Raw genomic sequence first — 14057 nt, forward strand, 5'->3', positions numbered from 1 at the left:
AAAGTATCAATCCCTAGAGAGAATACTTAAAATGTACCAAAACAATAACATGAGGGATGCGAACAGACCTAATGATGCAGCTACGTATTGATCTTCACTGTACCGATGTACCATATTGGACGTTTGGTATAATATGGATCCTGAAGCCAGTACCACCATGCCAACACTAAACCAAAGGCCTAAATTGAAACCAAATAGTACGCCAGCCACGATTAAACCCAATGCAATGAAGAATCCGATCGCCAAAATGGATTTTAAAAAAGAAAAATCTTTTTTGGTTAACAGCACCACGGCTGAGAGTCCGGAGAATAAGGATAATGTTAGAATGGCTGCTTGATTGAGTATCTCCATCCCACCGTCTTCCGCAATCATCATCGCCATAAAAATGAGAGGAATAAAAATAAAAGCTTCCGCAACTACGTATAACAACAGAGCGAGATACTGCTTATTCTTGTCATGATTGGTAAGCGCCATTTTTTCAGCATAATTGGTCACCAGCATGAATCCTCCCAGCATCAATAACCACAGCCAACCTTCGGTTAGGGAAAGAGCAAATTTCAGCAAAGCAGGAATCTGAAAGAAAATCATTTCTACCAACACAAAGAGTAATACAGCTAACGCAAGATGTGTATACGTCTTTTTATAAAAAGCGACGCGTTTTTCATCACTAAGGGTAACAATGGTTGGGTACGTGGGTTGTTGTTGTAGTTCTTCCATGGGAAATTAAGTTGGTTACATTTACTTGGAGCTTTCGCCTTTGAATTGTTGTGATTGATTTTTAAAAAGCACGTTAAAAGTAGTTAAGCTACCATAACAACGTGTAATATATTGCTGAAGGTCAATTTTATATTGGTCATCGAGTACTTTACTAGCATTGATTTTCTGCTCCATTACGCGCAACCTGTCACGAAGCATTACGATCTTATGAAAAAAGGTTTCAATAGGTATTTCCTTATTGGAAAGGCTACTGTCTTTAGGCTGAAGGACCATTGTTCCCCCTCGAAATTTGTCGGCTATAGGTACGATCTCACTGGCATCACTCCATTTTTTCAAGATCTCCCGAAGGCTTTTTTCTACTTCGTAAAAGCTCACTGTATCCACCTCGCCTTCTACCGCCTCGATCACAGTGAAATCAGCATCTGTCGCAATAGTTTCAAGACCTTTATCCATAAATGTCACCCAATACATTTGTGAGGTAACATTGGTAATTACTCCTTTACCGTGGTCGGGGTGTTCAATTCGCGATCCTATTCCTAAAATTCTGTTCATACTATAGTATTTCTGAAAAAGTGAAAATACACATTTTTGTTTTTTCTGAAAGGATTTTCGGGAATTTAAAATTGCACATGCATAGGCTAGATTAAGCGGGCCCTATCACGAAAAATTTACCATAAAAAATAAAATTGTACTTTTAGGTTAAACAAAAAGACTTTGAATCAAATTACGGTAAAATCATTGCCTCTGTATGAGGTGATTAGGGATATCGCCGAAGCACTTGACACCACATATGAAGAGAATTGCGGCGAGTATTACGTTCGTATTCCCGACCATTGCGGAACAGGAACCATTCGAGGTATTAATTTTCACGGTGGTTTCGGACTCATAATTTATGAATGTACGTTTCATGAAGATCTGGAGATCCATTTTATAGTCAGTAAGGTGCATCCGCTTAAATTTTTGTTTTGTTTAAGCGGAGAATTACTTCATCGCTTTGAAGATGAATCTTCCTACAACGAGATCGATCAGTATCAAAGTTCTATTGTTGCAAGCAAAAGCTATAACGGACATATCCTTCAGTTTAAGGGCCAGCAAAAGATAAAAGTGAGTAGTCTTGAGATCGATCGTGAAAAATTTCAGGAAAAGATGGATTGTGAATTGCGCAATCTTGACCCTAAGTTGAAAGAGCTCTTTATGGACTCTAAGGCTAGCAATCCTTTTTATTATGCCGGTTTCTACAGTTTACAAATTGCAGATCTTTTCAGAAAAATAGATACGTTTGAGAATAATGACTTTATTAGACGCATTTTTTTGGAAGGAAAAGCCTATCAGATACTCACGTATCTGGTACTCCAATATCATGATGACCTCAAAGATGCAGGTAAACGCTCCCTCTTACGAGAGCATGAGATTAATTTGATCGAGAAGGTAGCAGGGAAAATCGACATGAATCTCTCACAACCCGAAACCATTGATTCATTGGCCGAAGAGATTGGACTCAATGTTAACAAATTACAAGAAGGTTTCAAGTATTTGTATGGTAGTACGGTGAATAGCTATATTCAAAAAAGTCGTCTTGGTTTAGCGAAACACCTGCTCATTTCAACGCAATTAAACATTTCAGAAATTGTAGAGAAAATTGGATTGTCAAGTAAAAGTTATTTCTCTAAAGTATTCAAAGAGCAGTACGGTATTACGCCTTCAGAATTTAGGCAAAAAAATCGCAATCTGCTGCGAAGCAAATAAAAAAAGCCTCTTTGCAAAAGCAAAGAGGCTTTGGCTTACAACCAATGAAACAAAAAAATTCAAGTCTACCAAATTGATTGAATTTTTTAAAATAACCGTAAAAGTCACCTGTAAACTAACTAAAACCCATACGAGGTGATCCTACCAATTATTTCGGTTTAAAAATACCTCTTAGGGTTTAAACGCAGTATCTCAAAACGCATTTTTTGTAACAAAATACCTCTAAAAAACAGTATCCCACCTTGGTGCACCTGTCCATTGTCTTACGCGTGGAACTCATGCAACGAATTTTGTTTTCTGAAATAAAAAGCAGCATCAAACACGGATTACAGATCCCAAAAAACACTCCCCTTTGCAAATACAATGTTCGCAAGGCATTCGCCTTGCACTTTTTGTTTTCTCTCCAAAACTGAAGCAACAAGGGATTACAGATCCCAAAAAACACTCCCCTTTGCAAATACAAAGTTCGCAAGGCATTCGCCTTGCACTTTTTGTTTTCTCTCCAAAACTGAAGCAAGCTTCGTTTTCTTCCGAAAACAAAAAGTTCTGCAATTTTCATTGCAGAACTTTGTGCTTGTAGTGACCGCGGAGGGATTCAAACCCCCAACCCTCAGAGCCGAAATCTGATGCGCTATTCAGTTGCGCCACGCGGCCTTATACTTTATGACAATCTTTTTTTTACTACTGTCGAAATGGTTTTTCCGTCTGCCTTTCCTGCCAGTTGACTGTTCGCCATACCCATTACCTTACCCATGTCTTTCATCGAGGTCGCCCCGGTTTGAGCGATGATCTCATTCACTATTTTTGCCACTTCTTCTTCACTAAGTTGCTCAGGTAAAAACTGTTCGATCACAGCTGCCTCTGCCAATTCAGGCTCGGCAAGATCGGCGCGCCCTTGCTCCATATAGATGGCAGCACTGTCTTTTCGTTGTTTTACCAGCTTTTGAAGTAGTTTCAGCTCATCAGCATCAGAAATACTTTCCTTTGCGCCACTTTCAGTTTGGGCTAATAAAATCCCCGACTTTACAGCACGCAGTGCTTGAAGCGCAACAGTATCCTTTTCTTTCATCGCCTTCTTCATGGCGTCCATAACCTGTTGCTGTAAACTCATAACACTTTTTAAATAGAGTGCGAAGATAGTAATTCTATGGTTTCTGAAAAAGAAGTTCTGCCCTAAAAAAATCCGAATGTTTTAAAAAAACATCCGGATTTCGTCGTGTTACAGCAATTGAACTATATAGATATTTTTACAAGACTTCTAGTCTACATTATCGTGAAGGAAAGAGTTATTGGATCGCAATTCAATATCGTCATCATCCGTATTTACAGACGTTCGTGAGATACTTACTTTTGAGTCGGAAGTTTCATCCAAATCAATACCCATTCGCTTATAGGCAGGTTGTTTTTCAATATCCTCAATTTTCGAGGCACTGTTTCTAAACTTATAATTGAACTCCTTCATCTTCTTCTTACGCTCTTCAGATCGATCTCTCAATATTTTAGAAATAGGAGAGTTCATCGGGTCGGCAGGCTCGTCCAAATCGGTTGCGGGAGCTTCGGGAGCTGCAACTGTCTTTTTCTCGAAAACAATCTCTTCTTCTTCAAGAGTCTCTGTACCTTTCGCAGCGGGTTTTGCTTCATTAAGCATGTTTTCAACCTCCTGGTAATCATCTAAACTGTATCGTTTGATCCCTTCACCGGACACTTCAGTTACCGGAATGATCTCCACGTGGTCCTTTACTTCGATCTCTTCCACCCGTGAAGTGGCAACCTCAGCCTCTTCTTCTTTCTTCTGTTTCTTTTCAGTCTCACCTTCGGAGCTGTGCAATGGAAGGTCGAACATGAGCATTTGCTCATCTGCTTCGGAAGTTTGCTTCGGTTTTGTATAGGTATATTCTTCTTCTGAAGCTTTTTCAGAAACAATCGGCTTACGTACTTCTTCTCTAGGTTTTGGTTCAACGATCACAAAATCGTTCACATCAATCTCGTTGATAAGGATTTGCTCGAACTCTGCCAAATGATGGATATCGATCGCTTCATATTGAACGTCAATATTCTTAATCAATTCTGAAGTCTTAATGTAACCGTCAAAAGGAAGGCTCATTTGTGGTTTGGGCGTTTCTTCTTCCGCTTCAAACAAAGTATGCTTTATAATGGGTGCTTTTTCCGAAGGTGCTGCACTAGGCTTGGCATTTCCTTGTTTCGGCAATTCTACAGGTCCTGCCGAAGGCTTGGTAGTTAATACTTGCTCTGCGCGTTGCTCTTCTTCCAACGTATGGATAATCTTCTTGGATTCGGTATTCACGATCTCATGTTGTTGCTCGGCGTTGAATCCTGTGGCGATCACGGTAATAGAGATCGCGCCGTCTAAGGTTTCATCTTCCCCAACCCCCATGATGATATTAGCACTGTGACCTGCCTCATCTTGTATATAATCACTAATTTCTCCTATCTCGTCAATCGTGATTTCCTCGCTTCCTGAAACGATTAACAACAGCACATTCTTTGCGCCTCGAATCTTATTATCATTCAACAAGGGCGAGTCTAGAGCTTTACTAATGGCTACGTGTGCTCTGTTCTCTCCTATCGCATTGGCACTTCCCATGATGGCAGTACCGCTGTTTGAAAGTACGGTTTTCGCATCCCGTAAATCTATGTTTTGCGTGTAGTGATGGGTAATGACCTCGGCAATTCCTCGGGCAGCCGTGGCCAATACTTCATCGGCTTTGGAAAAACCGGCTTTAAAACCCAAGTTTCCATACACCTCACGTAATTTATTGTTATTTATCACAACCAACGAATCTACATTCTGACGCAAATTCTCCACACCTATCTGTGCCTGATCGTTGCGTATCTTCCCCTCAAACTGAAAAGGGATTGTGACGATCCCAACGGTTAGGATGTCTAATTCCTTGGCCATTTTAGCGATGATAGGCGCAGCACCGGTACCGGTACCACCGCCCATCCCTGCGGTAATAAAGATCATTTTGGTATTGGTAGCAAGCATGTTCTTGATCTCTTCAAGGCTTTCCACAGCCGATTGCTCACCGATCTTTGGGTTGGCGCCTGCTCCCAGCCCTTCGGTTAAAGACACGCCAAGTTGGATCTTTACAGGTACAGGACTATTTTCGAGTGCTTGGGCATCGGTGTTGCAAATAACGAAATCCACGCCCTTGATACCCTGGCTAAACATGTGGTTGATGGCATTACTTCCGCCACCTCCCACGCCAATGACCTTTATCACGTTGGATTGGTTTTTTGGCAGATCAAAAGAAATGTTGTCAAATTCTGTGTTGCTGCTCATATACTTAATTTTGTGAGGTTTTTAATTTCATTTTAATTGGGTTTATTCTGCGTTGTCTAAGAATTCCTTAAACTTCTCAGCCCATTTATCAAAAAAGCGTTTCCGCTCTTTTGGTGTCTCTTCAATTTCTTCTTCGTCCATGTTCTGGTCCTCGGGAGTCTCCTGAGAGGCTTCCATGGTAGAAAAAGACGTTGCTTGTTTAAATTTTGGTTTGCTTTTCAAGCTGTTCAACACCAATCCAACCGCTGTGGCATACATAGGACTGGTCGTTTCACTGTCTGTATCCCCTGCCAAGTGCTCATTGGGATATCCAATTCGAGTATCCATTCCGGTGATGTACTCCACCAATTGCTTGATATGCTGTAGTTGCGCACCACCACCTGTCAATACAATACCAGCTATTAATTTCTTCTTTTGTTCTTCATGGCCGTAGTTCTTGATCTCTAAGTACACCTGTTCAATGATCTCCACGACCCGAGCATGGATGATCTTTGAGAGGTTCTTCAACGTGATCTCTTTTGGCTCTCGACCCCGTAATCCCGGAATGGAAACAATTTCATTATCTTTATTTTCACCAGGCCACGCCGAACCAAACTTTATCTTTAACAGCTCTGCTTGTTTTTCTATGATGGAGCAGCCTTCTTTGATGTCTTCAGTAATCACGTTGCCCCCAAAAGGAATGACCGCTGTGTGACGTATGATGCCATCTTTAAAGATGGCTAAGTCTGTGGTGCCTCCACCAATATCGATCAATGCTACTCCGGCTTCTTTCTCTTCTTGACTCAACACAGCATTTGCAGAAGCCAAAGGCTCCAGGGTTATGCCTGATAATTCCAATCCGGAGCTTTTTACACACCTTCCAATGTTGCGAATGGAAGAGACTTGCCCTACGACCACGTGAAAATTAGCTTCCAAACGACCTCCGTACATACCAATGGGCTCCTTGATTTCTGCCTGTCCGTCTACCTTAAAATCCTGTGGCAATACATGAATAATCTCTTCTCCGGGCAGCATCACCAATTTATGCACTTGATTGCACAGGCGATCGATATCCCCTTCATCGATCACTTCGTCACTATTGGTTCTTGTAATATAATCACTGTGCTGCAGGCTTCGAATGTGTTGTCCTGCAATACCCACCACAACTTCTTTGATCTTGATCCCCGAAGATGTTTCGGCATCTTGCACGGCTTGTTGAATGGACTGAATGGTTTGGGTTATGTTATTTACAACACCGCGATGGACGCCAAGGCTTTTGGATTTACCAATGCCCAGAATCTCCATTTTTCCATATTCATTCTCCCTACCAATCATGGCAACAATCTTGGTAGTTCCAATATCTAAACCTACAGCTATGTTGTCGTTTTCCATTCCCTTATTTTTTTGTGGCTACCACTTGATTCTCAAATTGTAAATTCACCAAACCGTAGTTCGATAGCGTACTGTCCTGTTTCGTTTTCTTATAAAATGCCTTGAAATTCTGAAATTTCTTCTCGATTGCCGTTGGTTTCCCAAACAACACCTTACAATCGTGTTTTCGCAATCTCAGATCGACGGTCCCGTTACTGTGTACATGGACCCCCACGACACTACTCTTCATAAAAGGATCTTCCTTAATTTTTAGAAGCAGGGGCGTTACTTCTGAAAAATCCGATACCGATGTTCCGGTGATCAAGGGCACTCTGGCTGCATAAACCGATGACAAAGGCATCTTTTTTCCGTCACTATCCAAATAAAAATGTGGCGAAGCAGCAACTCTTCCAATGGGCTCGCGTTGTTCAATTTTCGCCCCCAACACCCCGTCTACAGTTACAAATACCTCGGCATCACGGATCATAGGGTTTTTCAGCAGCCTATCTTCCATCTCTTTCAAAACTAAAGTTTCTTTATCGATACTCGTAACGCTGTCCTTATTTTGTATTAACAATTTATTAACCGTGTTTACTGTGATAAAAGGGTCGTTCTCATCTATAAATTCAATTTTTATCTCTGTCAATTTCCTGTTTTCGTTTCTGCTTTTTGAAAAACTGAACAAGAAGACGACGAGTCCACTTACAACCACAAATTTGATAAGTCCCCAATTAACTTTCATGACTCAATATTTTTGTGATTTTTCCTACTTCGGCTCCAATATCGCCCGCACCTACAAGCATTTTAATGCGGCAATGCGATGCCTGTATCTTATGGACCAATTCTTCTTTAGTAATAAGTTGTTTGTTCGATGCGGTAATTTGACCAAGCAACCATTCAGACGTAATTCCCTCCATAGGTTCTTCCCGCGCCGGATAAATATCGAGTAGTAAGATCTCATCAAACTTAGAAAGGCTTTGTGCAAATCCCGAAGCAAAATCTTTGGTCCTGCTGAATAAGTGGGGCTGAAAAACGATCAATTTCCTATCCTGCGGATACATTTCTTCCACAGCCTGATGTAATGCATCGATCTCAGTGGGATGGTGCGCATAATCATCAATGAGTACCAAGTCCTCACGTTTTATCTTATAAGAAAAGCGTCTTTGCACGCCTTTGAAGTTTTGTAAAGCTTTGGGCAGGCCGGGTGTTGGGATACCGGAAAGAATGGCCATGCCCAAAGCAGTTACAGCATTGTGTAGGTTATGATGTCCGGGCAGATTAAAAACAAGATCTCGTAGTATTGTATTGGGTGTCTTCAGGTCGAAACGATAACTTCCATCTTCGATTCGAATGTTTTGCGCTTCAAAATCTGCTGTCTCCCCCACTGCTACGGTTTGCCCTTTCAGCGGTAAGCCTTTTCGGAACAACAAATTAGTAGTATCGGGAAGCAATGCGGCAAAACTTTTAAATGCTTCTTCAATGGTTTCAGAATTACCGTAAATATCCAAATGATCCGCGTCCATCGATGTGACACAAGCAATATCGGGTCGAAGTGTGAGGAACGAACGATCAAACTCATCGGCTTCCACTACTGTGATCGCTGTCCCGTTACTTATAAAATTACTGCCGTAATTTTCGGCAATACCCCCAAGAAAAGCCGTGACGGGCATGTCACACGCAGCCAAAAGATGCCCTAAGATCGCCGATGTTGTTGTTTTTCCGTGTGTACCGGCCACCGCAAGACACAAAGAGTTCTCTGTGACCGCACCAAGAAGGGACGAGCGTTTCACCACTGTATACCCTTCCGAAGTAAAATAATGCAAAAGTCGACTTGAGCCCGGGATTGCCGGGGTATAGACGATTAGTGTTTTTTCTTTATTCTGAAATGCTTCAGGAATTTCACTAACGGCATCTACATACGTCACATCAATACCTTCGTCCATCAACGCTGCGGTAAGATCGGTAGGTGTTTTATCGTATCCCGACACAGTTTTGCCCAATAATTTACAATAGCGCGCCAAGGCACTCATCCCGATGCCTCCAATACCCACGAAATATAGGGCCTCTATGTCCTTCATCTCTTTCATGGCGCGTTATTTAATAGTTTTTCGATCTCTGCAACGATCTCTTGAGTCGCGTTAGGCTTTGCCAGTTCCTTGATATTTTCCGAAAGAAGCTTGCGGGTAGTTTCCGACTCCAAAAGCGCTGAAAATTCTGCTTCGAACTTATCGTTTAGCTCACTCTCCTTTAATACTAACGCTGCATTTTTTTCTGAAATTGCCATCGCGTTCTTTGTTTGGTGATCTTCTGCCACGTTAGGCGAGGGAATGAATAATACAGGTTTTCCTACAAGACATAACTCAGAAACCGATAAGGCGCCTGCTCGCGATATAATGATATCGGCCGCAGCATAGGCCAAGTCCATACGGTTCAAATACGCATGTACTTGAACCAACCGGGTGCCTTCGTCTTTGTAGGTCGTTTCATAATGCGCTCCACACTGCCAGATCACTTGCAGGTCATGACGCTCGAAAAAGGGAAGCGAGGTAGCGATCAATTCATTAATGCGCTTGGCACCGAGACTACCGCCTAACACAAGTAATGTTTTCTTTGCAGCGTCCAACTTAAAAAAAGTCTGAGCTTCGGCACGTTTTGATCCCACCGCAAGCAGGTCCTGCCGTACCGGGTTGCCGGTAAGGATTATTTTTTCTGAAGGGAAGAATGCATCCATTCCCTCATAAGCCACACAAATGCGTTCCACCTTACTGCCCAACCATTTGTTGGTGATCCCGGCATGACTGTTCTGCTCTTGGATCAAACAAGGAATTCTTCTCATGGATGCAACTCGAAGCAAGGGTGCACTGGCATAACCTCCGGTCCCTATAGCAACGTTAGGTTTAAATTTTTTCAGAATGCTTCGAGCCCTTATAAGGCTAGAAGCCAGCTTTAGGGGAAATAAAAGATTCTTAACAGTCAAATTTCGCTGCAATCCGGAGATCCAGAGCCCTTCAATAGGATAGCCTGCCTGAGGCACTTTTTGCATTTCCATTCTGTCCTTAGCACCAACAAAAAGAAATTCGGCTTCCGGATAGCGGATGCGCAATTCGTTCGCAATCGCTATGGCCGGGTAGATATGACCTCCGGTTCCTCCTCCACTTATGATGAATCTATAGGGCTTCACTCAATATATCTAAAGGGTTCTCTTCTTGTTCTTCTTTTTTAACCACTTCTCGCTTAGCACTTACACTTAGCACCATCCCTAATGCCAAACACGTCATCCAGATCGCAGTTCCACCGCTGCTTATAAGCGGAAGGGTCTTTCCTGTGACCGGAAACAATTCGACTGCAACTCCCATATTGATAAGGGCTTGAAACACAATAGGCAGTCCCACTCCTATCACCAATAATTTCCCGAAGACCGACTCGGCCTTATATGCGACGATCACGAGTCTGAACAAGAGAAACAGATACAATGACATGAGAAAAAGTGCTCCAAGTATTCCAAATTCTTCTACAATAATCGCATAGATGAAATCGGAAGAAGATTGAGGTAAAAAGTTCTTCTGTATGCTTTTACCAGGTCCTAAACCGGTCACACCGCCCGAAGCGATGGCTATCTTCGCCTTTTCAATTTGGTAATCGGCTTCCGTGTCTTCCCCGTTGGTGAAATTATCAATACGACTCATCCAAGTATCCACACGATTGGGAAATAACGTAGGAAAGGCTTTTGCAGTAGTAATGAACAAGGTGAGAAACAACAGTCCCGCTCCCAAAATAATGCCTAAGTATTTAATAGGATAGCCCCCCACAAAGACCAGCATCACCACCATACTGAAAAGAATTGCGGTTGTTGAAAGATTGGCAGGTAATATCAAGGCTAACACAATAAAGACCGGGAGCCACAGCGGCACTATGGTCTCTTTAAAAGTAATTGCCTTATCTTTAATTCGAGAAAGATAGCGGGCCACATAGGTGAGTAATACGACAGATGCCAATGTCGATGTTTGAAACGTAACCCCCACAAAAGGTACGCGTATCCATCTACTCGCATTGGCTCCTTCTACGGTCGTGCCTTCAGATAAGGTGATCAATAGCAAAATAATAACAATTGGCAGTGCGATGATCGAAAGCCCTCTGAAATAATGATAGGGAATCTTGTGCACTCCGTAAAGGATGGCAAAACCTAAAAGTAAGTGCGCAAAATGCTTCAGCAGATACGGAAGTGTGCTTCCATCGCCATACAAATAGGCCAAATTACTACTGGCACTATACACAGGCAAGAAGGAAAAGAGCGCCAGCAGTCCTACAACTGCCCAGATTGCTTTATCTCCTTGAATATGTTGAAAAATAGCACGCATTATTTCATCCTATAGGTTTCGAACAGCCTCTTTAAATTGTCTACCACGGTCCTCGTAATTCTCAAAAAGGTCAAAACTGGCGCAAGCAGGAGAAAGCAGGACAGTCTCTCCTCTGTCTGCCATTCGATAGGCTATCTGCACTGCATCCTGCATCGACTGAGTTTCCACCATAACATCTACAACATTCCCAAATGCATTAACGATCTTTTCGTTATCTACTCCTAAGCAGATGATCGCTTTCACTTTTTCGTTGACCAAGGGTAGCAATTCACTATAGTCATTTCCTTTATCTTCACCGCCAACGATCCATACGGTAGGCGTTTCCATACTGTCCAACGCGTAAAAAGTAGCGTTGACATTGGTAGCTTTTGAATCATTAATATAAAGTACCTTGTTGATTCGAAGTACTTTTTCCAAACGATGTTCCACCCCTTGAAAACTTTCTAAGCTTTCCCGAATCGTGGCTTTTCTAATTTTTAGCAGCGTTGCTACCGTAGACGCCGCCATAGCGTTCTTGATATTATGTTGACCTTGTAATCCTAATGTTGCAATTGGCATAGTGAGATTGGTATTATCTATTGTTAGTATTATTTGTTTATTTTTTATGTATGCTCCTTCTTCGAGTTCCTTTCTTACTGAAAAAGGTATCTTTTTAGATCGTATGGGGTGCGTGGCTAGCCACTTTGCTATTTCTTCATCATCGGCATCGTAAATAAAATAATCATCGGCGGTCTGATTCATTGCGATTCGGAATTTGGCAGCGATATAATTTTCATATTTGTAATCATATCGGTCCAAATGGTCCGGACTTAAATTTGTAAGCACTGCAATGTGCGGATGAAACTTTACGATCCCGTCCAACTGGAAACTGCTTAATTCCAAGACAAAATGTGCATATTTATCTTCGGCTACCTGTTCGGCAAAACTCTTTCCTATATTTCCTCCTAAAGCAACGTTTAGCCCCCCGTCCTTAAGTAATTGGTAGGTAAGCGTTGCTGTCGTGGTCTTTCCGTTGCTTCCGGTAATTCCTACGATGGTAGCTTCAGTGTAAGCAGCAGCAAACTCTATTTCAGAAATTACAGGAATGCCTTTTTCCCTCAGTGTTAGTACTATAGGAGCGGCATCCTTGATACCCGGACTTTTCATTACTATCGTTGCTGAAAGTAATGTAGCTTCGGTGTGACCTCCTTCTTCCCATTCGATCTCATGATGTAAAAGAACTTGTTTGTATTTGTCCTTAATTTTTCCGAAGTCTGAAACAAACACCTCAAACCCCTTCTTCTTTCCTAAAATGGCGGTTCCTACCCCACTTTCTCCTGCACCCAATATGACCAATCTATCTGCCACCCTTATCTTATTTTTAATGTAACGATGGTAAGAATGGCCAGAAAAATTCCAACGATCCAAAATCGTGTTACGATCTTACTTTCGTGAAACCCTTTTATTTGATAATGGTGGTGTAGCGGCGACATCCTAAAAATGCGTCGACCTTCACCAAACTTCTTCTTTGTATACTTGAACCAGCTTACCTGTAACACCACCGAGAGGTTCTCCATTAAAAAGATCCCACATAGAATAGGAATAAGCCACTCTTTGCGAATTGCGATAGCGATCACCGCAATAATACCCCCTATGGTCAAACTGCCTGTATCTCCCATAAAGACCTGAGCCGGATAGGCGTTGTACCAAAGAAAACCAATGAGTGCCCCAACGAAAGCTGTTATAAAAATGGTAAGCTCTCCTGTATTGGGGAGGTACATGATGTTGAGATAGTCTGAAAAAATTACATTTCCGGAGACCCATGCAAAAATGGCAAGAGTTAATGCAATGATGGCCGAACTTCCGGCGGCAAGACCATCGATCCCATCGGTGAGGTTGGCTCCATTCGATACTGCAGTGATAATAAAAATCACGATGGGTATAAAAATGATCCAAGCATATTTCGTATAATCCGGTCCCGCCCAGGCGATAAGACGTTCGTAATTAAACTCATTTTCTTTTACAAAAGGGATTGTGGTCAATAATGTCTTTTCGGAATCATAGAACTCCCGCGGAGAATTTTGAGTGATGGATTCGGTGCTGTTCACCGGATTGACTTTTTCCCGCTTTACGGTGATATCCGGATGGAAGAACATAGTCGCCCCGACAATAATTCCCAAACCTACTTGCCCTACAACCTTATACCGTCCTGCGAGACCTGCTTTATCGTTCTTGAATTTTTTTAGATAGTCATCTATAAAACCAATCGTTCCCATCCAAAGCGTCGTTATGAGCAATAAGATCACATAGATATTCTCTAGGCGTGCAAAAAGCAACACAGGCACAACCGTCGCCAAAATAATAATGATCCCTCCCATGGTAGGCGTCCCCGCCTTTTCACTCTGCCCCTCCAACCCAAGATCGCGTATGGTCTCACCCATCTGCTTGCGTCGCAAGTAATTTATGATCTTCTTACCGTAGACGGCTGCGATAAATAAGGAAAGAATCACCGCCAATGCTGCCCGAAAAGTGATGAACTGAAACAGTCCGGCCCCCGGTAGTTGGTAGGTTCTTTCTAAATATTCAAACAAATAATACAGCAT

General features: G+C 42.2%; 12 protein-coding genes and 1 tRNA gene. 1 reads left to right on the forward strand and 12 read right to left on the reverse strand.

What is annotated here, in order from left to right; genetic code table 11:
• Positions 1–6: 6 nt before the first annotated feature.
• Positions 7–717: a Bax inhibitor-1 family protein gene (locus tag AACZ11_RS00885; protein WP_290627043.1), complete on the reverse strand. Its 711-nt coding sequence runs from the start codon at positions 715–717 to the stop codon at positions 7–9.
• Between the two features lie 21 nt (positions 718–738).
• Positions 739–1269 (reverse strand): hypothetical protein, encoded by a 531-nt coding sequence (locus tag AACZ11_RS00890; RefSeq protein ID WP_290627041.1) that lies wholly within the window; start codon positions 1267–1269, stop codon positions 739–741.
• Between the two features lie 162 nt (positions 1270–1431).
• On the opposite strand from AACZ11_RS00890, the gene AACZ11_RS00895 reads away from it, so the two are divergent.
• A complete protein-coding gene (locus AACZ11_RS00895; RefSeq protein WP_290627039.1) occupies positions 1432–2463 on the forward strand; it encodes an AraC family transcriptional regulator in 1032 nt (343 codons plus the stop codon).
• 580 nt (positions 2464–3043) lie between these two features.
• On the opposite strand, the gene AACZ11_RS00900 is transcribed toward AACZ11_RS00895, so the two are convergent.
• The 10 genes from AACZ11_RS00900 to mraY form a co-directional block, all read right to left on the reverse strand.
• Positions 3044–3117 (reverse strand) — tRNA-Arg (locus tag AACZ11_RS00900).
• A gap of 7 nt (positions 3118–3124) precedes the next feature.
• Complete coding sequence (locus AACZ11_RS00905) at positions 3125–3574, reverse strand: GatB/YqeY domain-containing protein (RefSeq protein WP_290627037.1); 450 nt, start codon at positions 3572–3574, stop codon at positions 3125–3127.
• Between the two features lie 147 nt (positions 3575–3721).
• The gene (gene ftsZ, locus AACZ11_RS00910; RefSeq protein WP_290627035.1) at positions 3722–5767 is read right to left on the reverse strand and encodes a cell division protein FtsZ; all 2046 of its coding nucleotides are present in this window, start codon (positions 5765–5767) and stop codon (positions 3722–3724) included.
• 42 nt (positions 5768–5809) lie between these two features.
• The gene (gene ftsA, locus AACZ11_RS00915; RefSeq protein WP_290627033.1) at positions 5810–7138 is read right to left on the reverse strand and encodes a cell division protein FtsA; all 1329 of its coding nucleotides are present in this window, start codon (positions 7136–7138) and stop codon (positions 5810–5812) included.
• A 4-nt stretch (positions 7139–7142) separates the two neighbouring features.
• Complete coding sequence (locus AACZ11_RS00920) at positions 7143–7859, reverse strand: hypothetical protein (protein ID WP_290627031.1); 717 nt, start codon at positions 7857–7859, stop codon at positions 7143–7145.
• On the reverse strand, positions 7849–9204 hold the full coding sequence (locus AACZ11_RS00925; protein ID WP_290627029.1) for a cyanophycin synthetase: 1356 nt from the start codon (positions 9202–9204) through the stop codon (positions 7849–7851). Before AACZ11_RS00925 ends, AACZ11_RS00920 begins: the two co-directional genes overlap by 11 nt.
• Positions 9201–10298 carry an undecaprenyldiphospho-muramoylpentapeptide beta-N-acetylglucosaminyltransferase gene (gene murG, locus AACZ11_RS00930; RefSeq protein WP_339831218.1) on the reverse strand — a complete coding sequence of 366 codons (1098 nt, stop codon included), beginning with the start codon at positions 10296–10298 and terminating at the stop codon, positions 9201–9203. Before murG ends, AACZ11_RS00925 begins: the two co-directional genes overlap by 4 nt.
• Positions 10285–11475 (reverse strand): FtsW/RodA/SpoVE family cell cycle protein, encoded by a 1191-nt coding sequence (locus AACZ11_RS00935; protein WP_290627025.1) that lies wholly within the window; start codon positions 11473–11475, stop codon positions 10285–10287. The genes murG and AACZ11_RS00935 overlap by 14 nt, the downstream gene beginning before the upstream one ends.
• Positions 11476–11484: 9 nt before the next feature.
• A complete protein-coding gene (gene murD / locus AACZ11_RS00940; protein WP_290627023.1) occupies positions 11485–12822 on the reverse strand; it encodes a UDP-N-acetylmuramoyl-L-alanine--D-glutamate ligase in 1338 nt (445 codons plus the stop codon).
• Between the two features lie 2 nt (positions 12823–12824).
• Positions 12825–14057, reverse strand: a complete 1233-nt coding sequence (gene mraY / locus AACZ11_RS00945; RefSeq protein WP_290627021.1) for a phospho-N-acetylmuramoyl-pentapeptide-transferase — start codon at positions 14055–14057, stop codon at positions 12825–12827.

It is taken from the genome of uncultured Altibacter sp. (assembly GCF_963972995.1).
Taxonomy (GTDB): domain Bacteria; phylum Bacteroidota; class Bacteroidia; order Flavobacteriales; family Flavobacteriaceae; genus Altibacter.